The 25,448-nt window shown below is 71.6% G+C and carries 19 protein-coding genes; 7 read left to right on the plus strand and 12 right to left on the minus strand.

Annotated elements, in window-relative coordinates; genetic code table 11:
• Window positions 1-8: 8 nt before the first annotated feature.
• The 5 genes from gap to D466_RS0105180 form a co-directional block, all read right to left on the minus strand.
• Window positions 9-1,016, minus strand: a complete 1,008-nt coding sequence (gene gap / locus D466_RS0105160) for a type I glyceraldehyde-3-phosphate dehydrogenase (RefSeq protein WP_018912643.1) — start codon at window positions 1,014-1,016, stop codon at window positions 9-11.
• 52 nt (window positions 1,017-1,068) lie between these two features.
• Window positions 1,069-1,755, minus strand: coding sequence for a phosphoglycolate phosphatase (locus tag D466_RS0105165; protein WP_018912644.1), 687 nt, complete (start codon window positions 1,753-1,755; stop codon window positions 1,069-1,071).
• 13 nt (window positions 1,756-1,768) lie between these two features.
• A complete protein-coding gene (gene tkt / locus D466_RS0105170; RefSeq protein ID WP_018912645.1) occupies window positions 1,769-3,823 on the minus strand; it encodes a transketolase in 2,055 nt (684 codons plus the stop codon).
• 43 nt (window positions 3,824-3,866) lie between these two features.
• Window positions 3,867-4,742: a phosphoribulokinase gene (locus tag D466_RS0105175; protein ID WP_018912646.1), complete on the minus strand. Its 876-nt coding sequence runs from the start codon at window positions 4,740-4,742 to the stop codon at window positions 3,867-3,869.
• Window positions 4,743-4,849: 107 nt separating this feature from the next.
• Entirely contained in the window at window positions 4,850-5,929 is a 1,080-nt protein-coding gene (locus D466_RS0105180; RefSeq protein WP_018912647.1) for a class 1 fructose-bisphosphatase, read from the minus strand.
• Between the two features lie 333 nt (window positions 5,930-6,262).
• Here D466_RS0105180 and D466_RS0105185 point away from each other — a divergent pair, with 333 nt between their 5' ends.
• Complete coding sequence (locus D466_RS0105185) at window positions 6,263-7,330, plus strand: LysR family transcriptional regulator (RefSeq protein WP_018912648.1); 1,068 nt, start codon at window positions 6,263-6,265, stop codon at window positions 7,328-7,330.
• On the opposite strand, the gene D466_RS0105190 is transcribed toward D466_RS0105185, so the two are convergent.
• From D466_RS0105190 to glnE, 3 genes are read right to left on the minus strand one after another with little or no spacing between them, the layout of a single operon-like run.
• Complete coding sequence (locus D466_RS0105190) at window positions 7,242-7,982, minus strand: 16S rRNA (uracil(1498)-N(3))-methyltransferase (protein ID WP_018912649.1); 741 nt, start codon at window positions 7,980-7,982, stop codon at window positions 7,242-7,244. The two genes, D466_RS0105185 and D466_RS0105190, sit on opposite strands and share 89 nt — an antisense overlap.
• Window positions 7,983-8,005: 23 nt before the next feature.
• The gene (locus tag D466_RS0105195) at window positions 8,006-8,950 is read right to left on the minus strand and encodes a transaldolase family protein (RefSeq protein ID WP_018912650.1); all 945 of its coding nucleotides are present in this window, start codon (window positions 8,948-8,950) and stop codon (window positions 8,006-8,008) included.
• Window positions 8,951-8,974: 24 nt separating this feature from the next.
• Entirely contained in the window at window positions 8,975-11,695 is a 2,721-nt protein-coding gene (gene glnE, locus D466_RS0105200; protein ID WP_018912651.1) for a bifunctional [glutamate--ammonia ligase]-adenylyl-L-tyrosine phosphorylase/[glutamate--ammonia-ligase] adenylyltransferase, read from the minus strand.
• A gap of 210 nt (window positions 11,696-11,905) precedes the next feature.
• Between glnE and D466_RS20625 the strand changes: the two genes are divergently transcribed.
• Both D466_RS20625 and D466_RS0105210 read left to right on the plus strand, forming a co-directional pair.
• A complete protein-coding gene (locus D466_RS20625; RefSeq protein WP_018912652.1) occupies window positions 11,906-16,135 on the plus strand; it encodes a YhdP family protein in 4,230 nt (1,409 codons plus the stop codon).
• Window positions 16,136-16,176: 41 nt separating this feature from the next.
• The gene (locus tag D466_RS0105210) at window positions 16,177-16,983 is read left to right on the plus strand and encodes a carbon-nitrogen hydrolase family protein (protein WP_018912653.1); all 807 of its coding nucleotides are present in this window, start codon (window positions 16,177-16,179) and stop codon (window positions 16,981-16,983) included.
• Between the two features lie 58 nt (window positions 16,984-17,041).
• Here D466_RS0105210 and D466_RS0105215 read toward each other — a convergent pair whose 3' ends face one another.
• Window positions 17,042-17,707 carry an OmpA family protein gene (locus D466_RS0105215; protein ID WP_018912654.1) on the minus strand — a complete coding sequence of 222 codons (666 nt, stop codon included), beginning with the start codon at window positions 17,705-17,707 and terminating at the stop codon, window positions 17,042-17,044.
• Between the two features lie 196 nt (window positions 17,708-17,903).
• On the opposite strand from D466_RS0105215, the gene D466_RS0105220 reads away from it, so the two are divergent.
• Entirely contained in the window at window positions 17,904-18,737 is an 834-nt protein-coding gene (locus D466_RS0105220) for a ferritin-like domain-containing protein (protein ID WP_026284910.1), read from the plus strand.
• On the opposite strand, the gene D466_RS20630 is transcribed toward D466_RS0105220, so the two are convergent.
• From D466_RS20630 to D466_RS0105235, 3 genes are all read right to left on the minus strand, one after another.
• Window positions 18,703-19,890, minus strand: coding sequence for a glycosyltransferase (locus tag D466_RS20630; protein WP_018912656.1), 1,188 nt, complete (start codon window positions 19,888-19,890; stop codon window positions 18,703-18,705). The two genes, D466_RS0105220 and D466_RS20630, sit on opposite strands and share 35 nt — an antisense overlap.
• Before the next feature lie 96 nt (window positions 19,891-19,986).
• Window positions 19,987-21,345, minus strand: coding sequence for a nitrate/sulfonate/bicarbonate ABC transporter ATP-binding protein (locus tag D466_RS0105230; RefSeq protein ID WP_018912657.1), 1,359 nt, complete (start codon window positions 21,343-21,345; stop codon window positions 19,987-19,989).
• Window positions 21,346-21,388: 43 nt separating this feature from the next.
• Window positions 21,389-23,101, minus strand: a complete 1,713-nt coding sequence (locus D466_RS0105235) for an ABC transporter permease subunit (RefSeq protein ID WP_018912658.1) — start codon at window positions 23,099-23,101, stop codon at window positions 21,389-21,391.
• Between the two features lie 361 nt (window positions 23,102-23,462).
• On the opposite strand from D466_RS0105235, the gene D466_RS0105240 reads away from it, so the two are divergent.
• The 3 genes from D466_RS0105240 to D466_RS0105250 all read left to right on the plus strand — a co-directional run bounded on the left by D466_RS0105240 (window position 23,463) and on the right by D466_RS0105250 (window position 25,431).
• A complete protein-coding gene (locus tag D466_RS0105240) occupies window positions 23,463-24,350 on the plus strand; it encodes a cation diffusion facilitator family transporter (protein WP_018912659.1) in 888 nt (295 codons plus the stop codon).
• 81 nt (window positions 24,351-24,431) lie between these two features.
• Entirely contained in the window at window positions 24,432-25,064 is a 633-nt protein-coding gene (locus D466_RS0105245) for a YbhB/YbcL family Raf kinase inhibitor-like protein (RefSeq protein ID WP_018912660.1), read from the plus strand.
• Window positions 25,065-25,170: 106 nt separating this feature from the next.
• The gene (locus D466_RS0105250) at window positions 25,171-25,431 is read left to right on the plus strand and encodes a hypothetical protein (protein ID WP_018912661.1); all 261 of its coding nucleotides are present in this window, start codon (window positions 25,171-25,173) and stop codon (window positions 25,429-25,431) included.
• Window positions 25,432-25,448 lie beyond the last annotated feature (17 nt).

A 25,448-nucleotide genomic window follows, 5' to 3' on the forward strand; every position in this document is an offset into this window, starting at 1 on the left:
TCCCCCGTTCAGCTCGACGCCACGTGCTTGGCGAAGCGCATCATGTTGCAGGTGTAGCCGTACTCGTTGTCGTACCAGGACACCAGCTTGACGAAGGTCGGGTCCAGCGCGATGCCGGCCTCGGCGTCGAAGATCGACGGCAGCGAGCAGCCGCGGAAGTCGGTGGACACCACCTTCTGGTCGGTGTAGCCCAGCACGCCCTTGAGCGCGCCCTCGGAGGCCGCCTTCATTTCCTTGCAGATGTCCTCGTAGCTGGCGCCGCGCTCGAGCTCGACCGTCAGGTCCACCACCGACACGTCGGAGGTGGGCACGCGGAAGGCCATGCCGGTGAGCTTCTTGTTCAGCTCGGGAATCACCCGCCCCACCGCCTTGGCCGCGCCGGTGGACGAGGGGATGATGTTCTCCAGGATGCCGCGGCCGCCGCGCCAGTCCTTCGACGACGGGCCGTCCACGGTCTTCTGCGTGGCGGTGGCCGCGTGCACCGTGCTCATCAGGCCGCGCTTGATGCCGAAGCGGTCGTTGAGCACCTTGGCCACCGGGGCCAGGCAGTTGGTGGTGCACGAGGCGGCCGAGACGATGCGCTCGCCGGCGTACTTGGCGTGGTTGACGCCGTACACGAACATCGGCGTGTCGTCCTTGCTGGGGGCCGACTGCACCACTTTGCCGGCACCGGCGTCCAGGTGCTTCTGGCAGGTCTCGCCGGTCAGGAACAGCCCGGTGGACTCGACCACCACGTCGGCGCCGACCTCGCCCCACTTCAGGTTGGCCGGGTCGCGCTCGGCGCTCAGGCGGATCTTCCTGCCGTTGATCACCAGGTTGCCGCCGTCCACGCGCACGTCGCCACGGAAGCGTCCGTGCACCGAGTCGAACTGCAGCATGTAGGCCAGGTAGTCGGGCTCCAGCAGGTCGTTGATGCCGACGACCTCGATGTCGCCGAATTCCGCTTCCTGCGTGACGGCGCGCAGCGCCATGCGCCCGATGCGCCCGAAACCGTTGATGCCAACGCGAATGCTCATGGAAAAGCTCCTGGTTTTGTCGGAATGTCGAATGCGGCGGGTCCCGGCGCGTCTAGGCGACGCCAGCCGCGCAGCCGGCCTCGCTCAGCGCGGCCATGGTCGCGATCAGGCGGTCGGGGTGGCTGTCGGTGATGGGCTGGCCCATGTTGTAACCATAGGGCACCGCCCAGACCTCCACCCCGGCCGCGCGCGCGGCCTGCACGTCGAGCTGGGAATCCCCGACGAACAGCGCGCGCTCCCGGCGCACCTGGAACCTGTCCAGACAATGTTGTAGCGGAAGCGGATCCGGTTTTTTCGCCGGCAGGCTGTCCCCGGCCACGATCAGGTCAAAGTATGCCCGGATGTTCTGCGCCAGCAGGATGGGGGTGACGTAGCGCCCCTCCTTGTTGGTGACCACCGCCAGGCGCACCTTGCGCGCGCGCAGCGAGCGCAGCGCGTCCAGCACGTCCGGGTAGAGGCGGCTGCGCGTGCCGCAGCGGCGCTCGTAGTAGGGCGCGAAGCGCGGCATGAGCTTGTCCATGGTGCCGGCGCGGCGCACCGCCTGCACCTCGATCTGCGCCGCATGCGCGTAGGCATGGGTCATCAGCTCGCGCGTGCCGTGGCCGATCCAGGTCTTCACCAGGTCCTCGCCCACGGTGGGCAGGCCCAGCTCGTGCAGCAGGTCGTTGACGGCGTCGGCGATCTCGGGGGCGGTCTCGACCAGCGTGCCGTCGAGGTCGAACATGACCAGATCGTGCATTGTCGCGCCTCCCTCAGGCCAGCGCGCCGCCGGCGCGCGCGATCACCTCGCGCGCCAGCTCGGCCGTGCGCTCGGCGGTGATGCCGAAATGCCGGTACAGCTCGCCGGCGGGCGCCGATTCGCCGAAGCTGGCGATGCCCACCACGCCGCCCGACAGGCCCACGTACTTGTGCCACAGGTCCGGCTGCGCGGCCTCCACGGCCACGCGCGGCACCCCGGCCGGCAGCACCTGCGCGCGCCAGGCCGCGTCCTGGCGGTCGAACACGCTGGTGCAGGGCATCGAGACCACACGCGCGGCCACGCCGGCGGCGGCCAGCAGCTCGCGCGCCTTGAGCGCAATTTCCACCTCGGAGCCGGTGGCGATGAGCACCACCTGGGGCGTGCCCTCGGCCTCGGCCACCACGTAGGCGCCGCGCTCGATGGCCGCCTCCGCGGCCTCGCCGTGCGGCAGCACGGCCAGGTTCTGGCGCGACAGCAGCAGCGCGCTGGGGCCGTCGACGCGCTCCACCGCGTGCTTCCAGGCCACCGCCGTCTCCAGCACGTCGGCCGGGCGCCACACGTCCAGGTTGGGGATCAGGCGCAGGCTGGGGGTCTGCTCGACCGCCTGGTGGGTGGGGCCGTCCTCGCCCAGGCCGATGGAGTCGTGGGAGAACACGTGCACCACGCGCTGTTTCATCAGCGCGCTCATGCGCACGGCGTTGCGCGCGTAGTCGGAGAACATCAGGAAGGTGCCGCCGTAGGGCAGCAAGGCCCCGTGCAGCGCCATGCCGTTCATCATGGCGGCCATGCCGAACTCGCGCACGCCGTAGGACAGGTAGTTCACCGGCTCCCCGTCCTGCGCCGCCTCCCAGGAACGCGAGGCCTTCACCGCGGTGAGGTTCGAGCCGGTCAGGTCGGCCGAGCCGCCGAACATCTCGGGCAACGCCGGCACCAGGGTCTCCAGCGCGATCTGCGAGGCCTTGCGCGTGGCGGTGGCGGCGCTCACGGCGCGCGCCTTGGCGTACAGCTGCTGCACCGTGGCGGCCCAGTCGGCCGGCAGTTCGCCGCCCAGGCGGCGTCGCAGCGCGGCGGCCAGCTCGGGGTGGGCCTTGGCGTAGGCCTCGAAACGCTGGTTCCAGGCCTGCTCCAGCCTGGCGCCACGCTCGCGGCCGTCCCAGGCCTGGTAGATGTCCTGCGGGACCTCGAAGGGTCCGTATTCCCAGCCCAGCGCCTGGCGCGTGGCCTGCACCTCGGCCGCGCCCAGCGCGGCGCCGTGCACCTCGTGCCCGCCGGCCTTGTTCGGCGAGCCCCAGCCGATGGTGGTGGTGCAGATGATCAGCGACGGACGGTCGCTGGTCTTGGCCTCGGCGGTGGCCTGCTCCACGGCCTGCGCGTCGTGCCCGTCGACGGGGCCGATCACGTTCCAGCCGTAGGCGGCGAAACGCTTGGCGGTGTCGTCGGCGAACCAGTGCTCGACGTGGCCGTCGATGGAAATGCCGTTGTCGTCGTAATAGGCGATCAGCTTGTTCAGGCGCAGCGTGCCGGCCAGCGAGCAGACCTCGTGGCTGATGCCTTCCATCAGGCAGCCGTCGCCCAGGAACACGTAGGTGTGGTGGTCGACGATGTCGTGCCCGGGGCGGTTGAACTCGCGCGCCAGCAGGGTCTCGGCCAGCGCCATGCCCACGGCGTTGGCCAGGCCCTGGCCCAGCGGGCCGGTGGTGGTCTCCACGCCCGGGGTGTAGCCCACCTCGGGGTGCCCCGGGGTCTTGCTGTGCAACTGGCGGAAACGCTTGATCTCCTCCAGCGGCAGCGCGTAGCCGCTGAGGTGCAGCAGCGCGTACAGCAGCATCGACGCATGCCCGTTGGACAGCACGAAACGGTCGCGGTTGGCCCAGTGCGGGTTGGCCGGGTTGTGGTGCAGATGCCCGCGCCACAGCACCTCGGCGATGTCGGCCATGCCCATCGGCGCGCCGGGGTGCCCGCTCTTGGCCGCCTCGACGGCGTCGATGGCCAGGAAGCGGATGGCGTTGGCCAGGCGACGGCGCTGGAGGGGGTCGATGACGGGGAAGAGTTGGGAATGCGCGTTCATGGCGGGTCTCGGGCGGGATAGTGGGCGGTTCGGCCCCTGCATTTCATCCGGCGCGGCGCTTGATGTCCATCAGCCGCAGGATCATGGGGGTGAAGATCAGCTGCATCGCCAGGCCCATCTTGCCCCCGGGGACCACCAGGGTGTTGGGGCGGGTCATCCACGAGTCGTGCAGCATCGACAGCAGGTAGGGGAAATCGATGCCGTGGGGGTCGGCGAACCGGATCACGACCATGCTTTCGTCGAGGCTGGGGATGTCCTTGGCGATGAAGGGATTCGAGGTGTCGACCGTGGGCACGCGCTGGAAATTCACGTGGGTCCGCGAGAACTGCGGCGTGATGTGGTGCACGTAGTCGGGCATGCGGCGCAGGATCGTGTCCATCACGGCCTCCTGCGAGTAGCCGCGCTGCACCTGGTCGCGGTGCAGCTTCTGGATCCACTCCAGGTTGATGATGGGCACCACCCCCACCAGCAGGTCCACCTGGCTGGCCACGTCGACCTGCGCATCCGCGTAGCCGCCGTGCAGGCCCTCGTAGAACAGCAGGTCGGAGCCGGCCTGCATGTCCTTCCACTCGGTGAACTGGCCGGGGGACACGCCGAACTGGGCCGCCTCGGCGTCGTCGTGGATGTACTTGCGCGCCTTGCCCACGCCGGTGCTGCCGTAGGCCCGGAACACGTCTTCAAGTTCCTTGAGCAGATTCGCTTCTGGCCCGAAATGGCTGAACGTCGTGCTGCCTTCCTGCTCCCTTCGCTTCATTTCTTCCCGCATTTCCAGGCGGTTGTAGCGATGGAACGAATCTCCCTCGATGATCTGGGCCTGCAGCCGCTCGCGCCGGAAGATGTGCTGGAAACTGCGCATCACGGTGGTCGTGCCGGCCCCCGAGGAACCGGTGATCGCGATGATGGGGTGCTTGGCGGACATGGCGGAAGACTCTCGACGAGGCGATGGACGAAGCCCGGGCTGCCGCCGCCTCGTGGCGGCGACCCGTGCCAGGAAACCGTGGGGCCGGGGAGGATGGGGTGCTGCGCTCAGGCGCGCACACCGTCGCCGAACAGCGAACGATCCTTGAACAACGGGGAGACGAAGGGCTTGTCCAACCCGCTATCGTATTCCCGGTGGTAGCGTTCCAGGCGCTCGATCTCGTTCTTCGAGCCCAGCATGACCGGCACGCGCTGGTGCAGCGACTCCGGCTGCACCTCCAGGATGCGCTGGCGCCCGGTGGAGGCCGCGCCTCCGGCCTGCTCGATGATCATGCCGATGGGGTTGGCCTCGTACAGCAGGCGCAGGCGTCCCGGGCGGGCCGGATCCTTGGTGTCGCGCGGGTACATGAAAATGCCCCCGCGCATCAGGATGCGGTGCACGTCGGCGACCATGGAGGCGATCCAGCGGGTGTTGAAGTCGCGCCCGCGGTCGCCGGTCTTGCCGGCCTTGCATTCGGCCACGTAGCGCTGCACCGGCGGTTCCCAGAAACGCTCGTTGCTGGCGTTGATGGCGAACTCGCTGGTGTCCTCGGGGATGCGCAGGTCCGGATGGGTGAGGATGAAGTTGCCGATCTCACGGTCCAGCGTGAAGCCGTGGGTGCCCTTGCCGACGGTGAGCACCAGCATGGTGGCCGGGCCGTAGATGGCGTAGCCGGCGGCCACCTGTTCCAGGCCCGGGCGCAGGTAGTCGGCCATCTGCGGCTCGCCCAGGCGGGTCATGCGCAGCACCGAGAAGATCGTACCCACCGAGACGTTGACGTCGATGTTCGAGGAGCCGTCCAGCGGATCGAAGACCAGCAGGTAGGCGCCGCGCTCGAACTGCTCGGGCAGTGCATAGGGCTCGTCCAGCTCCTCGGAAGCCATGCCGGCGACCAGTCCGCCCCATTCGCAGGACTGGATCATCGCCTCGTTGGACAGCACGTCGAGCTTCTTCTGGGTCTCGCCCTGCACGTTTTCCGTGCCCAGCGAGCCCAGGAAACCGCCCAGCGCGCCCTTGGCCGTCATCGCGGCGATGGCCTTGACGGCCGCCGTCACGTCCACCAGCAGCGCGGCCAGGTCGGCCTGGTCGTCGGCGCCTCGCAACTGCTCGATGAGGAACTTCGAAACGGTGGTACGGCCCTGCAACATGATGCGTCTCCCGAACGGATGGATTCCCCGGCACGTGGAGGCGGCTCGCCGGACCCGCCGGCGGCCGCCTTCCCGACACCTGTCTTTTTCAAGGCCCCTGCGGCCACCCAGGAGACTTGAAAAAGCCCGCAGTCAGAAAACACGGAGACTCGCATGAACGAAAAACGCACTGCGACTGCGGTCAAGAAAGCCCGGAGCTCGCGCGCCCGGACCCGTTCACAACCCCGCGCGGCCGGCGGAGCAAGCTGCCGGCACCACGCTTGCGGACAAATATAAGCGGCGACGGAATTAAGGTAAATTCAAGTTTTCTTGTCCGTGACTTCAGGAAAGCTGATGAAGAACGTCACCCTGCGCCAGCTCCGGGTCTTCGTCGCCGCGGCCCGGCACATGCATTTCGGCAAGGCGGCGCAGGAACTGCACCTGACGCCGCCGGCGGTGTCCATGCACATCCGCGAGCTCGAGCACCAGGTGGGGCTGCCGCTGTTCGAGCGCCACGGCAAGACCGTGAGCCTGACCCTGACCGCCGAGTACCTGCTGGTCTACGCCCGGCGCGTGCTGTCCACGCTGAAGGACGCGGAGGACGCGCTGGCGCGCTTTCGCGGCCTGCAGTCGGGGCGCCTGACCATCGGCATGGTCAGTTCGGCCAAGTACTTCATGCCGCGCCTGCTGGCCATGTTCCGCGAGGAGCATCCGCACATCGAGGTGCGCCTGGTCGTGGCCAACCGCGAACAACTGGCCGAGCAGCTGCAGGGCAGCGAACTCGACCTGGCCATCATGGGCCGCCCGCCGCGGGAGCTGGCCACGCGCGGCGAACCCTTCGCCGCACACCCGCTGGGCGTGGTCTGCGCGCCCGACCACCCCTTGATGCGCGGCGAGCGCAAGCCGGCGTCGGCGCTGGCCCAGTTCGGATTCGTCATCCGCGAGGCCGGCTCCGGCACGCGCAGCGCGATGGAGGAATACCTGCGCGAGTGGCGCGTGGACCCGCGCATCGACATGGAACTGGCCAGCAACGAGACCATCAAGCAGATGGTGATGTCGGGCATGGGGGTGAGCTTCCTGTCGCTGCACGGCATCGGCCTGGAGCTGCGCAACGGCCTGATCGGCGTGCCCGACGTGGAGGGCCTGCCGCTGGTGCGCAGCTGGCAGGTGGTGCATACCTCGGCCAAGGTGCTGTCACCCTCGGCCGAGGCGCTGCGCTACTTCGTGCTGGAGAACGGCGAGTCCTACCTGGCCCGCGAATTCGGCAGCCTGCACCCCATGCCGGCCGAGCCGGTGAGTCCGTCGCCGGCGCAGGCGGCGGCCGCCGAGCGCCTCAGGCGGGCGGCCCGCCAAGTGCCGCCAGCGCGGCCAGCAGCGCCAGCGGCGCCGTCTCGGCGCGCAGGGTCCGCCGCCCCAGACTGAGGGGCACGAAGCCGGCGCTCAGCGCGGCGTCGATCTCGGCCTCGTCGAGTCCGCCTTCCGGGCCGCTCAGCGCCAGCACCGGCTGCGCCGGCTCCAGCGCCGCCGCCCAGGACGCGAAGGCCTGCACCGGCGCCGTGTCGCCGCGGGGAGCCGCCAGCAGGCAGCGCGCCTGGCCGGCGGCGGGCGGCAGCGCGTGCAGCCAGGCCTGCAGGGTCGCGACCTCGCGCAGTTGCGGCAGGCGGTTGCGCCCACACTGCTCGCAGGCGGCGATGGCCACGCCGCGCCAATGCGCCAGGCGGCGCTGGGCGCGCTCGCCCTGCAGGCGCAGCACGCCGCGCGTGCTCATCAGCGGGGCCAGCGCGGCCGCGCCCAGCTCGGTGGCCTTTTCCACCAGCCAGTCCATGCGCTCGTTGGCGGGCATGCCCACGGCCAGCTCGACCTCACGCCCGAGTTCGCGTTCCACGGGGTCGAATTCCAGCAGTTCCACGCGCTGCGCCGGCAGCAGGCGTGCGCGCCACTGGCCGCCCTCGCCGTTGAACACCGCCACCTCGTCGCCCTCGCGCAGGCGCAGCGCGCGCACGTGGCGCAGCGCCTGCTCGTTCAGCGCCAGGCTGGCGCCCGACAGCGGCGCCGGCAGGAACAGCCGATGCATGGCCCGGGCTCCGCCAGACGGCCTCAGCCGCGCAGCAGCTCGAGCAGCGCGTGGGTGTCGGCGCTGAAGCTGGCGATGCCTTCGTCCAGCTTGGCCCGCCACATCTCGTCGGCGGCCAGCGCGCTGGCGAACTCGGCGCGCCCGACGGCGAGCGTCACCTGCTCCTCGGCTGGGCCCGCCTGGGCAGGGTCGAGGCGCCGCGGCAGCGGCTGCGCGGATGCGGCCAGCTCGCCCAGCAGCGCCGGCGAAATGGTCAGCAGGTCGCAGCCGCACAGGGCGGCGATCTGCGAGGTCTGGCGGAAACTCGCCCCCATCACCTCGGTGGCCACGCCGCGCGCCTTGTAGAAGCGCCAGATGCGCAACAGCGCGCGCACGCCGGGGTCGGCCTCCCCCTCGTGGGCCTGCGGGTCCCAGGCCGCGCCCGCCTGCTGGCGCGCCCAGTCGCTGATGCGCCCGACGAAGGGCGACACCAGTTGCACCCCGGCGGCCGCGCAGGCGCGCGCCTGCATGAAGCTGAACAGCAGGGTCATGTTGCAGGAGATGCCGTCGTCGCGCAGGCGCCGCGCCGCCTCGATGCCTTCCCAGGTCGTGGCCAGCTTGATCAGCACGCGCTGGCGCGGCACCCCGGCGGCCTCGTACAGGGCGATCACGCCGCGCGCGCGCTGCACGCTGGCGTCGGTGTCGTGGGACAGCCGGGCGTCGATTTCCGTGGACACCCGCCCCGGCACGCGCTCGAGGATCTCGCGCCCGAAACGCACCAGCAGCCGGTCCATGGCCTGCTCCGGGTCGCGCGCGGCGCGCAGCTCGGGGTCGCGCAGCAGCGGCGCGTATTCGGGCAGGCGCACGGCGCGCAGCACCAGGCTGGGGTTGGTCGTGGCCTCCGCGGCGCCCAGTTCGGGCAGGCGCAGGTACTCGGCGGTATCGGCCACCACGCGCGTGTGGCGCGTCAGATCGTGCAGGGAACTCATGGCGTCATGGTACTCAGGGACGGATCACAGTCCCGCGGCTCGCGGCGCTGCCTCGGCGCGCCCGAACACCGCGCGGCTCAGCGCCTGCACCGCGGCGCGTTCGCGCCCCACGCGCGCCGGCTCCACCAGCGCCGCCTGTTCGGCGCCGCGCAGGCGCTCGGCGTGCTGCAGCCGGCGCAGGCGCCGGTAGGCCACGGCGGCCAGGCGCCCCACCCGCGGCGGCAGCAGGCCGAGCTGCTCGGCCAGGCGCAGCAGCGCGATGTTGCCGACGTTGGCCACCAGTTGCGGGAAGGCGCTGGCATGCTCGAGCACCAGCGCCTGCACCGCGAACTCCACGTCCACCATGCCGCCGCAATCGTGTTTCAGGTCGAACAGTGCGCCGCGGTGGGTGTGCCCCTCGGCCACCCGCCGGCGCATCGCCGCCACCTCGACGCGCAGCGCGGCGCCGTCGCGCGGCATGCCCAGCACCTGGGCGCGGATGGCCTCGAAACGCGCGCCCAGGCCCGCGTCGCCGGCGCAAAAGCGTGCGCGGGTCAGCGCCTGGTGCTCCCAGGTCCACGCGGTGTTGCTGCCACGCCCGAGCTGGTATTGCTCGAAGGCGTCCAGCGAGGTGACCAGCAGCCCGGCGTTGCCGTTCGGACGCAGCCGGGTGTCGATCTCGAACAGGCCTCCCGCCGGGGTGGCCGCGGTCAGCCACCACACCAGCTTGCGCGCCAGCGCCCCGTAGCGCTCGGGCGCCTCGGCGGCCTCGTCGTCGTACAGGAACACCACGTCCAGGTCGGCGCCGTAGCCCAGTTCCTTGCCGCCGAGCTTGCCGTAGGCGATGACCGCGAAGGCGGGCTGCTCGCGGTGGCGCTTGGGCAGATCCTCCCAGGCCCAGGCCAGCGCGCGGTCGATCACGGTGTCGGCCAGCTCGGACAGCTCGTCGGCCACCTGCTCCACGTGCAGGCGCCCGCCCAGGTCGCGCACCAGGATGCGGAACAACTCGGCATGGAAGCCGCGGCGCAGCACGTCCAGGCCCTCGCCCGCATCCCAGCTGCCGCGCTGCAGCGCGCGTGCGCGCTGGCGTTCGCATTCGTCGCGGCAGTCCTGCGCCGAGAAGCGCTCGATGGCCGGCGCGATCAGCTCGTCCACCACCATCGGGTTGCGCTTGACGTAGTCGGCGGCCCAGCTGGACGCGCCCAGCAGCCCCACCAGGCGCGCCAGCGCCTGCGCCTGCTCGGCGAAGAAGGCCAGGTAGGTCTCGCGCCGGCCGATGGCCTCCAGCACGTCCACCAGGCGTGCCAGCACCAGGTCGGGCTGCGCCTGCTGCGAGGCGATGCCGATGCCGCGCTCGATCACCCGCAGCATGCGCGTGCGCCCCACGTCGCTGAGCGCGGCGTAGCGCGCCGACTGCGCCAGCGCGCGCAGGCGCCCGGCCGACTGGCCGCCGTCGATGCCGGCGGCGGTCAGCAGGTGCAGCAGCGCCTCGATGCTGTCGGCCGGCTTGCGGCAGCCCACGCAACGCGGCTGCGAGGAATGCAGCAGCGCGTCGAACTCGCCGGCCACGTACTCGCGCACGGCGTCGAGCTCGCGCAGCAGCGAGCACACCGGCCGCGTCGATGCCTGCAGCATGCGGCAAGCCTGGGCGATGCGCTCCAGGTCGCCGTCCTCGGCGGGCAGGCAGTGGGTCTGCGCATCGTCCAGGTACTGGATGCGATGCTCCAGGCGGCGCAGGAATTCGTAGCTCTGCGCCAGGCGCTGCGCCTGCTCGGGCTGCAGCAGCCCGGCCTCGGCCAGGCGCTCCAGCGAACGCAGGGTGTTGCGGTCGCGGATCTGCGGCATGCGCCCGCCGCGCACGACCTGCAGCAGTTGCACGATGAATTCGATCTCGCGGATGCCCCCGCGCCCGAGCTTGAGGTCGTTGGCGCGCTCCGGGCGCGCGCTGGCGCGCTTGGCCGCCTCCTGGCGGATCTGGCGGTGCACGCCTCGCAGCGCCTCGAGCATCGCGAAGTCCAGGTAGCGGCGCCACACGAAGGGCTCCACCACGGCGTCCAGCGCGGCCTGCTGGCTGCAGGCCGCGTCCTGCGCCGAGACCACGCGGCTCTTCAGCCAGGCGAAGCGCTCCCATTCGCGCCCCTGCACCTGGAAGTACTCCTCCAGCATGGCCAGGCTGACCACCGGCGGCCCGCTGTCGCCGTTGGGGCGCAGCCGCGTGTCGACGCGGAACACGAATCCGTCGGCGGTGAGGTCGGACAGCAGCGGCACCACGCGCCGCACCACCTGCGCGAAGTAGTCGAAGTTCGACAGCGGATGCGCGCCGTCGGTATGCCCGTCCTGGTCGAACACGAACACCAGGTCGATGTCCGACGACACGTTGAGTTCGTCGCCGCCGAGCTTGCCCATGCCCGCCACCATCAGTTGCGCGGGGCTGCCGTCGCCGCCGCGCGGCACGCCGTGGCGCTCGCGCAGCTCGGCCTGGGCATGCTCCAGCGCCGCGGCGATGGCGCTCTCGGCCATGCTGCCGATGCCGTGGCACACCTGCGCCAGCGGCGCCTCCTGCAGCACGTCGCATTCCATCAGACGCAGCATCAGCGCGTTGCGCACCCGGCGCAGCGCGCAGGACAGGCCGGAGCGCGCCTGCACGTGCTGCACCGCGGCGTCGATCGCGTTCCGGCCGGGGATGCCGCCGTCCCACAGGGCGTGGATGTCGTCGAACCGGCCGGACTGACGGCGGTAGAAGCGGGAAAACGCGTCGAGTTGCATGCGCTGCGAGGTACCCGGCCGAAGCCCGGGGAAGCCTTGGTGTTTCAGCGCGCAGCATATTGCAGGCCGGCATTGCTTGCAGCAGGGCTTCAGGGGATCCGCGCGATCGGGCTCCTTGGCTACCATCCTGGAAGGGTCGTGGCATCGCGGCTGCTCGCGCCGGCCGCGCGGCGCACCCACCCCCGCCCGTTCCCACGCCACCCTGCCCTCGTGTCCGCGCTGCACGTCACCGTCAAACTCGCCACCCGGCTGCTGGAAGCTTCGATCGCGCTGGTGGTCGCGCTCTACCTGCTGCTCGGCGCCTCGCTGCTGACCCTGCGCTACGCGGTGCTGCCCAACGCGCAGCGCTTCGTGCCCTGGCTGGAGCAGGAATCCAGCCAGGCCCTGGGCCTGCCGGTGCACATCGGCTCGGTGCGCAGCCGCTGGCAAGGCCTGCTGCCCACGCTGTCGATGCGCGACCTGGTGATCGACGACGCCCACGGACACCCCGCGCTGCGCCTGGCCTCGGTGCAGGCCCTGCCCTCCTGGAAAAGCCTGCCGCGCCTGCAACTGAGCTTCGAACAACTGGTGATCCGAGGCGCCGACCTGCGCATCACCCGCGAGGACGCCACCCATCTGGACATCGGCGGCATCCCCATCGACCTGCGCGCCGGCGCCGGGGGCGGGCAGCGCTTCGCCGACTGGCTGTTCTCGCAGGACCAGATCCTGGTGCAGGACAGCACCATCACCTGGGTGGACAAGACCCACGGTGCGGCGCCGCTGCAATTGCACGACGTTCAACTGGAATTGCGCAACACTCTGCTACACCACCGCGCTGCGCTGCAAGCGGTGCCCCCCAGCCAACTTGGCGCAGCTTTGCAATTGCGCGCCGACATGCGCCAGCCGCTGTTCGACCGCCATCCCGGCAACCTGGCCGCCTGGCAGGGCACCCTGTGGGCCGACCTGCCGCGCGTGGACCTGGATTCGCTGGGCCGGTGGGTCACCCTGCCAGCACAACTCTCGGGCGGTGACGGCGCCCTGCGCGCGTGGCTGCAGGTCGGCCGCGACTACCAGCCGCAATCGGTCACCGTGGTGGCGGCGCTGGGCGCCCTCCACGCCCAGCTCGACCCCGCGCTGCCGCCGCTGCAATTGCGCGAGCTGTCGGGGCGCCTGAGCTGGCGCCGCCTGGCCCACGGCAGCCAGCTCGAGCTCGCCGGCCTGCGCCTGCGCGACGCGGACGGCAAGCTGCTGGCACCCAGCCTGCTGCAATGGCGCCGGCAGCAGGCCCCGGGGGCACCGGCCCAGGGCAGCCTCAGCGTGGGCGCGCTGGACCTGGGCGAGCTCGAGGCGCTGGCGCAGCGCCTGCCGCTGCCGGCCGACTGGCGCGAGCGCCTGCTGCAGCTGCGCCCGCGCGGACGCGTCGACAGCGCCAGCCTGAGCTGGAGCGGCGACTGGAGCGCGGCGCGCGCCCTGCCCCAGCGCTACGCGCTCAAGGCCAGCTTCAGCGGCCTGGGCTGGAACAGCCCGGCGGCGGCTGCCAGTGCGGCCGCCGCCCCATCGGTCCGTGCCGGGGCCGGCCAGGCGCAGGCGCTCGGCGGGCCGGCCCCGGCGCAGCCGGCCGCCGCGCTGCCGGCGGGCGGCGCGAGCGCGCCAGAGCAGGCCGCGGCACTGCCCGCGCTGCTGCCCGGAATCCAGAGCCTGGACGGCAGCGTCGACGCCAACCAGGACGGCGGCAACGCCCGGCTGCGCATGCGCGACGGCGCGGTCGCGCTGCCCACGGTGTTCGAGGCCCCCAGCCTTCCGGTGAGCAGCCTGGACGCACGCCTGAGCTGGAGCCGCGAGAGCGGCGGCCAGTGGGACCTGCAGGGCTCGCAGATCCTGCTCGCCACGCCGGACGCGGCCGGCAGCGTCAATCTGCGCTACACCACGCAGGCCGCCGGCCCCGGGCTGCTGGACCTGAGCGCGCGCCTGAGCCGCGCGGAACTGCGCGCCGTGCCCAAGTACCTTCCGCTGGGCATCGCCAAGGACACGCGCGACTACCTGCGCAGCGCCATCGCCGGCGGCAGCGCCGACGAGGTGCGCTTCCAGGTGCAGGGACCGCTGGCGCGCTTCCCCTTCGACCAGCCCGGTAGCGGCCTGTTCCGCGTCGACGCGCGCATCCACGGCGGCGTGTTCAGTCCCGCGCCGCGCCGGCTGCTGCCCAAGGGCCGGCAGGCCAGCGCGGCCGACGTGGCCGCGAATGCCCAGTGGCCGGAGTTCCGCGACGTCGACGGCAGCTTCAGCTTCAGCTCCCGCGGCATGTCGGCGCGCGGCGTCAGCGCCCGCGTGGGCAAGGCCCGGCTGCAGGGGCTGGAGCTGGATCTGCCGAGCTACGTGCACGGCGTGCTGCAAGCGCAGGCCCAGGTGCTGGCGCCGGCCGACGAGGCGCTGCGCTACGTGCGCAACTCCCCGCTGGACGCGGCGCTCGGGCACGCGCTCAGCGAGGCCACGGCCAGCGGCCCGCTGCGCCTGCAGCTCGCCCTGAGCCTGCCGCTGGAGCACACCGACCAGGCTCGCGTGAAGGGGCATCTGCAGCTGCTGGGCGACCAGCTGCGCTATCTGCCCGAGCTGCCGGCGGTGAACGGCGTGCGCGGCCAGGTGGACTTCAGCGAGGGCGGCTTCAGCATGCAATTGCAGGGCGCGGACTTCGCCGGCGGCGCCTTGCGCGTACACGGCGGGCAGGCGCCGGGCGGCGCGCTGCGCATCGAGGCCGACGGCCGGGTGGACGCAGCCGCGCTGCGCGCCGCGCCGGAGCTGCGCGCCTGGGCGCCGCTGCTGCGCCACCTGCGCGGCAGCACGCCCTTCGCGCTGCGCGTGGACGCGGCGCCCGGACAGTCCGGCCCGCGGCTGCAACTCAGCAGCAGCCTGGTCGGCATGGCCATCGACCTGCCGGCGCCGCTGGGCAAGAACGCGCAGACCGAGCAGACGCTGCGCGTGGTGCGCGCGGCCGGCAGCGACGGCGGCGCGCAGCCCTGGTCGCTGGACCTCGACGGCGACCTGCGCGCCTCCGGCCTGCTGCAAGCCGCGGGCGCCGGCAAGCCGGCGGCCTGGCGCGGGCTCAGCGTGGCGCTGGGCCCGGCCGCGGCACTGCCCTCGCCGGGCCAGGGGCTGCATGCCAACGTGGACCTGCCGCTGCTGGACGTCGACGCCTGGAAGCGCGCGCTGGCGCAGGACACGCCGGCCGCCTCCACGACTTCCGCGAGCTCCACGATGGGCTCCGTCGCTCCCGCCGCGCCTGGCAATGGCGGCTCCGCCAAGGCACGCCCTGCCGCGGGCCCGCCGGCGTCGGCGAGCCCCTGGATGCCCACGGTGCTGGCCTTGCGCGTGTCCCGGCTCACGCTGGACGGCCGCGTGTTCGACGACGTGGTGCTGGGCGCCACGCGCAGCGGCTCGCTGTGGCAGGCCAACCTGCGCAGCAACCAGCTCGACGGCGCGGTGAACTGGCGCATGGGCGCCGGTGACTCGCCGGGCAGCGTGAGCGCGCGCCTGACCCATCTGCAACTGCCCAAGAGCTCCGACTCCGACGTGGAGCACCTGCTCGACGAACGCCCGCGCAGCCTGCCGGCGATCGACCTGCAGGCCAGCGACGTGGAGATCCACGGCCACCACTTCGACTCCCTGCGCCTGCAGGCCGTCAACCGCGGCCGCGGCGACGCCCGCCAGTGGCAGCTCGACGACGTGCGCCTGAGCTCCCCGGACGCGGTGTTCACGGCCAGCGGCGACTGGAGCCCGACCTCGCGCAGGGCCGGCGCCCCGCATCGCATGTCGCTGGGCTTCAAGCTCGACGTGGGCGACGCCGGCTCGCTGCTCGCCCGCCTGGGCAAGCCAGGGCTGCTCAAGGGCGGCAAGGGCACGCTGCAGGGCACGCTGAGCTGGCTGGGCTCGCCGCTGTCGCTGGACTACCCCAGCCTTTCGGGGCAGTTCAACCTGGCGCTGGGCAAGGGGCAGTTCCTGAAGGCCGATCCAGGTATCTCCAAGCTGCTGGGCGTGCTCAGCCTGCAAAGCCTGCCGCGGCGCCTGACGCTGAACTTCAGCGACGTGTTCTCCAGCGGTTTCGCCTTCGACAAGGTCGGCGCCGACGTGCAGCTGCTCGACGGCGTGGCGACCACGAAGGACTTCAAGATGAGCGGGCTGACCGCCACCGTGTTCATCGACGGCTCGGCCGACCTGGCGCGCGAGACCCAGGACCTGTACGTGGTCGTGGTCCCGGACATCAATGCAGGCTCGGCCTCGCTGGCCTATGCTTTGATCAATCCGGCCATCGGGCTGGGCACGTTCGTCGCGCAGCTGATCGCGCGCGAGCCGCTGATGAAGGCGCTGACCTACGGCTACCGCGTCACGGGCACCTGGGCCAAGCCCGAGGTAAGCCCGCAGCGCGACCCGCACCCGCCCGCGGCGGGCGCGTCGTCGCCGCGCGGCTGAAGGCTGCCGCCGCCCGGACCGTTTCCTTCCTGGAGTACCCCATGCGCGTCGCCGCCCTGCAAGTCGTCTCATCCACCGACCTGGACCACAACCTGGCGCGCGCCGAGGCGCTGCTCGACGAGGCCGCGCGCCGGGGCGCCGCGCTGGCCGTGCTGCCCGAGTACTTCTGCATCATGGAGCAGCAGGGCACCAGCAAGACCCGTTTCGCCGAGGCCCCCGGCAAGGGCCCGGTGCAGCAGATGCTGTCGGCCGCGGCCGCGCGCCACCGCATGTGGGTGGTGGGCGGCTCGCTGCCGCTGCAGTGCCCGGAACCCGACCGCGTGTTCAACAGCACCATGGCCTTCGGGCCCGACGGCCGCCTGGTGGCGCGCTACGACAAGATGCACCTGTTCGCCTTCGAACGCGGCGGCGAGCGCTACGCGGAAGCCGACACCATCGCCCCCGGCGGCGCGCCCGCGGCCTTCGACGCGCAAGGCCTGCGCATCGGCATGTCCATCTGCTACGACCTGCGCTTCCCGGAGCTGTACCGCGCGCTGTCCACGCCGCGGCCCTGCGATGCCTTCCTGGTGCCCTCCGCCTTCACCTACACCACGGGCTCGAAGCACTGGGAGGTGCTGCTGCGCGCGCGTGCCATCGAGAATCTCGGCTACGTGGTCGCCAGTGCGCAGGGCGGGCACCACGCCAACGGCCGGCGCACCTGGGGGCATTCGATGATCATCGACCCCTGGGGCGAGGTGCTCGCGCTGCTCGCCGAGGGCGAGGGCGTGATCACCGCCGACATCGAGACCGAACGCATCGCCTCCTGGCGCGCCAGCCTGCCGGCGCTGGAGCACCGTCGCATCGCCTAGGCATCGCCCAGGCATCGCCGCGGGCCCCGGGGCGTGCCCGCGGCGGCCTGCCGTCGGCTCAGTGCGCGGGCTGGGCCACGTAGATTTCCACGCGGCGGTTCATCGCGCGGCCCTCGGCGGTGGCGTTGCTGGCCACCGGCTGCGTCGGGCCCAGGCCCTGCACCGCGATGCGCTGCGCCGGCACCCCGCGCGAAGCCAGGAAGTTCTTCACCGTCTGTGCGCGGTTGGTCGACAGCGGATAGTTGACGGCGTCCGAGCCGGTGCTATCGGTGAAGCCCAGCACCTGCACGGTCTCGCCCGGATTGGCCACCAGCCCCTGCGCCAGCTGTTCGAGCACCGGGTCCATGCGCGGGTTCAGCGTGGCGCTGCCGGTGGAGAAGCCGGCATCGGCGGGCACGCCGATCTTCAGGCGGTTGTCGGCGGTCTGGGACACCTGCACCCCGGTGCCCGCGCTAGCCTGCTGCATCTGCTGCTTCTGCTGTTCCAGGTGCCGGTTCCACAGGTAGCCGCCCGCGGCACCCACCGCGGCACCCAGCGCGGCGCCCTGCATGGCGCTGCTGCCGGTGTTGCCGCCGGCGGTCAGGGCGCCGATCACGGCCCCCGCCGCGGCGCCGATGCCGGCGCCCTGCGCGGTGGCGGTCTGCGACTGGTTCATGTTGGCGCAGCCACCCAGCACCAGGGACAAGGCGGCCGCGGCCGCAAGACTTCGTTGCAACATGGTCATCCTCCTTGAGCGATCATTGGGCGATACGGCGCACAATGGCCCCAGGTAGTTTAAGAGAAGAGCACGACGGCGCGGTGCGCCGCGATGCACACCACACAGGGGGAGACGCGTGAGGGGGGATGCCCACGGCACCGCAACTGGGTTGCGCCGCGGGCAGGTTTGCGACATCCATCGAGGAATCAAGGACCTGACCACCATGACCGCACTTCCCGACGACGTACCCGACACCTTGCGATGGCGCCTGGAGGACATCGACCTGCAGGCCGTCGACCGCGAAGCCGTCGCGCCGCGCGACGACATCTTCCTGCTCGTGTGCAGCGCCTCCTTCATCGAGAGCGGCACCGACCTGTACACGCGCAACCTGCTCGAATACTTTGCCGGCGACCCCGAGTTCGAGTCCTGGCTGCGCGACCGCTGGGAACCCGAGGAACTGCAGCACGGGCGCGCCTTGCGCGCCTACGTGCAGACGGTCTGGCCCGAGTTCGACTGGGAGGCCGCCTTCGCCGATTTCTTCGCCGAGTACTCGGCGCTGTGCACGCTGGACGAGCTCGAGCCCTCGCGCGGACGCGAGCTGGTGGCGCGCTGCATCGTCGAGATGGGCACCACCACCTACTACCAGGCACTCAACGCGATCTGCGACGAGCCCGTGCTGCGCGACCTGAGCTGGCGCATCCGCACCGACGAGGTGCAGCACTACAAGCACTTCTACCACCGCTTTCTCAGCTACCGGCGCAGCGAGGGCCTGGGGCGCAGCCAGGTGATCGCCGCGCTGTGGCGCCGCGTGGCCGAACTGCGCCGCAGCGACGCCGACGTGGCGCTGCGCCATGCCAGCGCCTGGCGCTGGCGCGACAGCGCCGAGACGCCCGCGCTGGCCGACGTGCGCCAGCGCCTGTTCGACCGCATGCGCACCGAGTACCCCATCGAGCTGGCGGTGCGCATGATCATCAAGCCGCTGCAACTCGGCCCGCGGCTGCAGCGCTGGGCCGAGCGCCCGCTCAGCGCACTGGCTCGCCGCGTGCTGCTGAACTGAGCCCGGCCGGCATGCCCGGCGCCCCCGGCTGCTCGCGCAGGATGCGCTCGAGCAGCCCGGGAAGCTCGAACACCGCGCGGTTGCGCAGCCCCGCGACCTTTTCGCGATAGCGCGGCAGCTCCTCCAGCAGCTGGCGCACGGCGGGCGCGATGTGGCGGAACGAGGGCAGCACCAGCCCGAAGCCCTGTTCGCGCACCCATTGGGTGTTGTAGCGCTCCTGCGGCATGGTCCAGGCATTGCGCGTGACCACCACCGGCAGGCCCAGGTGCAGCGCCTCGCTGAGGCTGCCCGGGCCCGGCTTGCCGATGAAGAAGTCGCCCATGCGCATCACCTCGGCCACGCGCGGGGTGAAGCCCAGCACCAGGCGCGGCGCGCGCGCGGGCTGCGCGCGCAGGCGCTCGGCCAGCTTCTGGTTGTGCCCGCACAGCAGGATCAGCTGCACGTCGTCCAGGCGTTCGGCGATGCCCAGCATCGAGCGCGCGCCATGGCCGCCGAACATGACCACGCCGGTGGGGCGCCGCGGGTCCAGCCCCTGCGCGGCGCGCGCCGCGGCCTGGTCGAAGTCCGCATCGAGGCGGTAGAAATCCGGGCGGATGATCATGCCCGAGCTCGCGTGCACGCGTTCGCGCGGGTGGCCGGCCTCCAGGGCCTGGCGCACCGCGTGCGCGCTGCCGCACACGAAATGCTGCGGCTGCCCCGGCTCGATCCAGAAATGCGGCGGATGGTCCGCCAGATCGGTGAGCACGGTCACGTAGGGCACGCCGGGCAGCGTGGCGGCCAGGCTCTGGTACAGCGCACGGTTGAAGTTCGGGATCAGCGAGACCACCAGGTCGGGCTCGCTGCGCGCCCAGTGCTGCTGCAGCGAGCGCACCAGGCTGGGCTGCAGCAGGTGGATCAGCGCCTGCAGCACGCGCAGCTCGGTGCGCAGCCCCAGCGTGAGGCCGTGCGCCAGGCGCGCGTTGTAGTAGTCCTCGGGCGAGAAGGTGCGCCGGCGCAGCGTGCCCCCCGGATCGAGCACCTCGGTGAGGTTGACCAGGCGCACCTCCCAGCCCAGCCCCGCTTCGGCCAGCGCCTGCTGCAGCGCCTGCGCGGAGGCGCGATGCCCGCCGCCGGCGTTGAAATACACCAGGTCGACACGCACCGGCTGGGTCATGTCACCGCCCTCCTCGCTGCGCTCGACTCCCCGAGGGAGTTGAGCCCGCCTTCGGAGCGGCCGCGCGGCGGGCTCATGCCTGGCACCCCGGGCCGCTCATTCCCCGGCTCCCGGCTCCGGTTCCTCGCCGGGGTTGTCCAGGCTGAACACGTCGGCGTTGTCGTCGTAGGCGTACACCTCGGCGTAGCGGCCCCAGTCGATCGCGGTGTCCAGCACGTGCTCGGCCTCTTCCTCGCTGAGCAGGTCCTCCAGCTCGGTGCGGAAGCGCGTGCCGGGGGCGCGGTGGTTGTGGCGCTCGTCGAGCACCGCGCGCACGCGCGCGGCCAGCGGCACGCGCGCGATCAGGTGGCGCGCGAACAGCTCCTTGCGCTCCTGCACGTCGGCGTCGACGAACAGGCGCCCGGCCGCGGTCAGCTCGATGTCGCCGTCCGAGACCTGCGCGAAACCCAGCAGTTCCACGGCCTCGATCAGCGGAAACAGGTCGTCCACCGAGAAGTGCATGTCCTCGGCCAGTTCGGGCAGGCTGATGCGGCTGTTGCCCGAACCCTGCTCCAGCGCGTGCAACTCCTCGAGCAGGCCGGCGAGCTGGTTCACCGACACCGGCGGCAGGCGGTGCCCGATGCTCAGCGCGCCGCGCTGGGCCACGTTGATCGCGGCCGCCGGGCGCGAGGTCATGATGCCGTAGATGTGCTCCACCAGGTCGCGGAACTCCTGGGATTCGCGGTCGCGCGGCTGCGACAGATCCACCGGGATCTCGGCGCGCACGCGCCCCGGGTTGGAGCCCAGGATGAGGATGCGGTCGGCCATCAGCACCGCCTCCTCGATGTTGTGCGAGACCAGCAAGATGCCGCGGGTGGGGATCTTGCGCTCGGCCCACAGGTCGAGCAGGTCGGTGCGCATGGTCTCGGCGGTCAGCACGTCCAGCGCGGAGAAGGGCTCGTCCATCAGCAGCACGTCGGGGTTGATGACCAGCGCGCGCGCGAAGCCCACGCGCTGGCGCATGCCCCCGGAGAGCTCGCGCGGGTAGGCGGACTCGAATCCGTCCAGGCCGATCAGGTCGATGGCCGCCAGCGCGCGCTGCCGGCGCTCGGCCTGCGGCACCTTCAGCGCCTCCAGGCCCAGTTCCACGTTCTGCAGCACGGTCAGCCAGGGGAACAGCGCGAAGCTCTGGAACACCATGGCCAGCCCCGGCACCGGCCCCTGGATCGGGCGTCCGCGGTGCAGCAGCGTGCCGCCGCTGGGCTCGGACAGTCCCGCCAGCATGCGCAGCAGCGTGGACTTGCCCGAACCCGAGCGCCCCAGCAGCACCAGGATCTCGTGCTCGCGCAGGCGCAGGTTGACGTCGTCCAGGATCAGCAGCTCGGTGCCGTCGGGCGCCTTGAAGGCCTTGCGCACGTGTTCGGCGCGGAACAGGTCGGGCGCCTCGGTGTTCAGGGATTCGGGTTGGGCGGACATGCGACTCGGGCTCGCTGGGTTGCAGAGGGGCGCGGCGGACGCTTCAGTCCAGGCGCACGCGGCGTGCGGCCAGTTGGTACAGGCGGTGCCAGACCAGCCGGTTGATCAGGATCACGTACAGGGACATCACGCCGACGCCGAGGGCGATGTCGGCGCCCTTGCCCTGCGCGGTGGCCTCGCTGATGAAGGAGCCCAGCCCTGTTGCCACCAGGGTCTTGTCGCCCCAGCTCACGACCTCGGCCACGATGCTGGCGTTCCAGGCGCCGCCCGATGCGGTGATGGCGCCGGTGATGAAACCGGGGAACACCCCCGGCAGGTACAGGCGCTTCCACAGCAGCCAGCCGCGCAGCCCCAGATTCTGCGCCGCCTCGCGCATGTCGTTGGGAATCGCCGAGGCCGCGCCGACCACCGAGAACAGCACGTACCACATGCTGCCCAGGATCATCAGCGGCGCCGTCCACACGTTCACGTCCAGGTGCCAGTGCACGATGACCACGACGAACAGCGGGAACAGCAGGTTGGCCGGGAAGGCGGCCAGGAACTGCGCCAGCGGCTGCACGGCGGCGGCCAGGCGCGGGCGCAGCCCCACCCAGACGCCCACCGGAACCCACACCAGCGCCGACAGGGCCACCAGCACGAAGACCTTGAAACCGGTGAGCAGGCCCAGCCACAGCACGTGGCCGACCAGCGGCCAGCCGAAATCGCGCGGCAGCACCTCACCCAGGCGCACCAGCGACCAGATGGCGAACACGAACACGGCGCCGTAGAACACCGTGTCGCCGCGGCGCCAGGCCTGGGCCTGCGCCGCGGGCCGGTTCTGCACCCGCGGCATCAGGCGCACGCTGAGCTGCCACAGGCCCTGGGGCACCGCGGCGAACTGGCGCAGCAGGCGCGTGCGCCGCAGGAAGTCCAGCACCCAGGAGCGCGGCGCGTCGCCCGAGGTGGTCATCTCGAGCTTGAACTTGTCGGCCCAGGCGACGATCGGGCGGAACAGCAGGGTGTCGTACAGCAGGATGATCACGATCATCGCGCCGATGGCCAGCCCGATCGCGCCCAGGTCGCGGCTGGCGATGGCCTGCGCGATGTACGAGCCGATGCCCGGCACCTTCACCTCGTGCCCGGACACCGTGATGGCTTCCGAGGCCACGACGAAGAACCAGCCCCCGGACATGGACATCATGGTGTTCCACAGCAGCCCCGGCATGGCGAAGGGCAGCTCCAGTTTCCAGAAGCGCTGCCAGGCGTTGAGCCGGTACAGCGTCGCCGCCTCCTGCAGGTCGCGGGGCACGGTCTTGAGCGACTGGTACAGGCTGAAGGTCATGTTCCAGGCCTGCGAGGTGAACACCGCGAAGATCACCGCCAGCTGTACCCCCACCAGGCTGCCCGGGAACAGGGCCATGAACCCGGTGACGGTGATCGACAGGTAGCCCAGGATGGGCACCGACTGCAGCACGTCGAGCACCGGCACCAGCACGCGCTCGGCGTAGCGGTTGTGCGCGGCCAGCCAGGCGTAGCTCAGCGTGAACACCAGCGACAGCAGCAGCGCCGCCAGCATGCGCAGCACCGTGTACAGGCCGTCGGCCGGCAGCGCCCACGGCGACAGCGAGATGGGCAGTTGCTGGCCGAGCTGGTAGGGCACCGCCATCTGGCGCCCGGCATGGCTGACGATGAAGAACAGGGCCAGAACCAGCGGCAACGCGACCAGATCGCGCCGGTTGGGCACGGGCAGGGGCAGTCGGCGCAGGGCTTGGGACATCGCGAAGATTGGCGGGAGCTCGCACGCCGGGGCGTGCGCGGTAGGCGCGAAACGAGAGCAAACGCGGCGTCAGCCGCTTGGCAGCGACAGCAACCGGCGACGAAGGCGGGACACCACGGACGGACCGGCCGGCCACGGACGGCCGGTGCGCCGCCGCGAGGCACGCGAGAAGGCCCGTTGCGCCGGCTTGGCTACGAAGCGCCTCCGTTCGGTAGTCTATAGGCTCCATTTTGACATTACTGTGACCACGCGGATGCAGCCACAAAGCAGCCGCGGGGTCGCCCCCTCGCCCGATGCGCGCGGCCGGCGGCACAATCGGGGGCCTCTGCCGCCCAGACTCCTCGGCCCGATCTCCGCGCCCATGCGCCGCTACCTCTACGTCTCGCTCGCCGCCGCCTTCGGGGTCATCGCGCTCAAGCTGGGAGCGTGGCGGCTCACGGGCTCCGTGGGCTTCCTGTCGGACGCGCTGGAATCCCTGGTCAACGTCGTGGCCGCCGGTTTCGCGCTGCTGATGGTGGCCATCGCCGGACGCCCGCCGGACACCGACCATCCCTACGGGCATACCAAGGCGGAGTACTTCTCCAGCGCCCTGGAGGGGCTGCTGATCGGCGTGGCCGCGCTGGGCATCGCCGCCGAGGCGGTGCGGCGCCTGCTGGCGCCCCACCCGGTGCACATGGTGGCGGCGGGCGCCGTGCTGAACGTGGCGGCCACGCTGATCAACCTGGCCGTGGCGCGCTGGATGCTGGGCGGCGCGCAGCGCCTGCGCTCCATCGTGCTGGAGGCCGACGCGCGCCACCTGCTGGCCGACGTGTGGACCAGCGTGGGCGTGGTGCTCGGCGTGGCGCTGGTGCCGCTGACCGGCTGGCTGTGGCTGGACCCGGTGGTCGGGATCGTCGTGGCCGGGCACATCGTCGGCGAGGCCTGGCGCCTGGTGGCGCGCTCGGTGGACGGCCTGATGGACCGTTCGCTGCCGGACAGCGACCTGGCCGAGGTCGAGCAGGTGCTGCGCCAGTTCCGCTGCGAGGACCTGCGCTTCGACCACGTGCGCACCCGGCGGGCCGGCACCCGGCGCTTCGTCGGCATGCACATGCACATGCCCGCGCAATGGAGCCTGGGGCGCGCGGCCGACTGCCGGCTGCAGGTGGAGCGCGCGCTCACCCAGCGCATCGCCGGGCTGGTGGTGACCATCGAAATGCTGCCGCAGGGCCAGGAAAGCCTGCAGGACGGAGGCCCCGGCGACGGTTCCTGATGGCGTTGCGGCGGACTACCATGGGAATCATGGCGGCCCCGCCCCGGCGCGCCGCCGCCCCCGTCCGGCCAGGAGATTCCCATGCGTCTGCGCAGCGATTCGTTCCAGGATCAGCACGTCATCGCCTCCGAATTCGCGTTCTGCAAGCCCGCATCGGTGGGCCACGTTGCGTTGTCCGACAACCGCAACCCCCACCTGGCGTGGGACGAGGTGCCCGAGGGCACGCGCAGCTTCGTGCTGCTGTGCCACGACCCCGACGTGCCCAGCTCCGCCGAGGACGTCAACCGCGAGGGCCGCACCGTGCCCGCCTCGCTGCCCCGGGTGGACTTTTTCCACTGGGTGCTGGTGGACCTGGCGCCCACGCAACGCGAGATCGCCGCCGGCTCGATGAGTTCGGGCGTGAGCGCGCGCGGCAAGGCGCCGCTGCCCGGCGCTGGCCCGCGCCACGGCATCAACGACTACACGGCCTGGTTCCGCGGCGACCAGGACATGCAGGGCAACTACTTCGGCTACGACGGTCCCTGCCCGCCGTGGAACGACGCGCTGCCCCACCGCTACGTGTTCACGGTCTATGCGCTGGACCTGGCGCGCTGCGCGGTGGACGGGGAATTCACCGGCCAGCAGGTGCGCGAAGCCATGACCGGGCACATCCTGGCGCACGCCAGCATCACCGGCACCTACACGCTGAACCCCACGCTGGCCAGCCTGGCCTGACAGGGCGGGGCCGTTGCGCCCGCCCCGGGGCGGCGCGCTACACTGCGCGCCGCTGCGCCCGCCTCCACCCCTCCGCTCCCCGCGCTGCGAAGCGCCCACGTCGGCGATGCCTCCTTCCAAGACTCCGCGCAAACCCCTGAACCCCCACCTGCAAGGCCTGCTCGGGATCCTGCTCGGCGTGCTGGTCGTGGCCGTGGTGCTGGGGCTGCTGCGCTGGCGCCGCGACGGGCTGGCGGTCGACGACGGCGAGCTGTCGATGGCCAGCAGCTCCCCCTGCATGATCCAGGCCATCCAGCAGGCCACCGCCGGCGGGCGCAGCATCACCTATGCCCAGCTGGACCGCCTGAAAGAGCGCTGCGGATCCTGAGCCGACCCGCAACGACC

This window comes from Thiomonas sp. FB-6 (genome assembly GCF_000377645.1).
GTDB lineage: Bacteria > Pseudomonadota > Gammaproteobacteria > Burkholderiales > Burkholderiaceae_C > Thiomonas_A.

Coding starts and splice junctions, on each gene's coding strand:
- D466_RS0105220 (WP_026284910.1), top strand. CDS start 17,904: ATGACCGCACTTCCCGACGACGTACCCGACACCTTGCGATGGCGCCTG.
- D466_RS0105230 (WP_018912657.1), bottom strand. CDS start 21,345: ATGTCCGCCCAACCCGAATCCCTGAACACCGAGGCGCCCGACCTGTTC.
- glnE (WP_018912651.1), bottom strand. CDS start 11,695: ATGCAACTCGACGCGTTTTCCCGCTTCTACCGCCGTCAGTCCGGCCGG.
- D466_RS0105180 (WP_018912647.1), bottom strand. CDS start 5,929: ATGTTGCAGGGCCGTACCACCGTTTCGAAGTTCCTCATCGAGCAGTTG.
- D466_RS0105190 (WP_018912649.1), bottom strand. CDS start 7,982: ATGCATCGGCTGTTCCTGCCGGCGCCGCTGTCGGGCGCCAGCCTGGCG.
- D466_RS0105250 (WP_018912661.1), top strand. CDS start 25,171: ATGCCTCCTTCCAAGACTCCGCGCAAACCCCTGAACCCCCACCTGCAA.
- D466_RS0105240 (WP_018912659.1), top strand. CDS start 23,463: ATGCGCCGCTACCTCTACGTCTCGCTCGCCGCCGCCTTCGGGGTCATC.
- D466_RS20630 (WP_018912656.1), bottom strand. CDS start 19,890: ATGACCCAGCCGGTGCGTGTCGACCTGGTGTATTTCAACGCCGGCGGC.
- D466_RS0105235 (WP_018912658.1), bottom strand. CDS start 23,101: ATGTCCCAAGCCCTGCGCCGACTGCCCCTGCCCGTGCCCAACCGGCGC.
- D466_RS0105215 (WP_018912654.1), bottom strand. CDS start 17,707: ATGACCATGTTGCAACGAAGTCTTGCGGCCGCGGCCGCCTTGTCCCTG.
- D466_RS0105185 (WP_018912648.1), top strand. CDS start 6,263: ATGAAGAACGTCACCCTGCGCCAGCTCCGGGTCTTCGTCGCCGCGGCC.
- D466_RS0105175 (WP_018912646.1), bottom strand. CDS start 4,742: ATGTCCGCCAAGCACCCCATCATCGCGATCACCGGTTCCTCGGGGGCC.
- D466_RS0105245 (WP_018912660.1), top strand. CDS start 24,432: ATGCGTCTGCGCAGCGATTCGTTCCAGGATCAGCACGTCATCGCCTCC.
- D466_RS0105210 (WP_018912653.1), top strand. CDS start 16,177: ATGCGCGTCGCCGCCCTGCAAGTCGTCTCATCCACCGACCTGGACCAC.
- D466_RS0105165 (WP_018912644.1), bottom strand. CDS start 1,755: ATGCACGATCTGGTCATGTTCGACCTCGACGGCACGCTGGTCGAGACC.
- gap (WP_018912643.1), bottom strand. CDS start 1,016: ATGAGCATTCGCGTTGGCATCAACGGTTTCGGGCGCATCGGGCGCATG.
- tkt (WP_018912645.1), bottom strand. CDS start 3,823: ATGAACGCGCATTCCCAACTCTTCCCCGTCATCGACCCCCTCCAGCGC.
- D466_RS0105195 (WP_018912650.1), bottom strand. CDS start 8,950: ATGAGTTCCCTGCACGATCTGACGCGCCACACGCGCGTGGTGGCCGAT.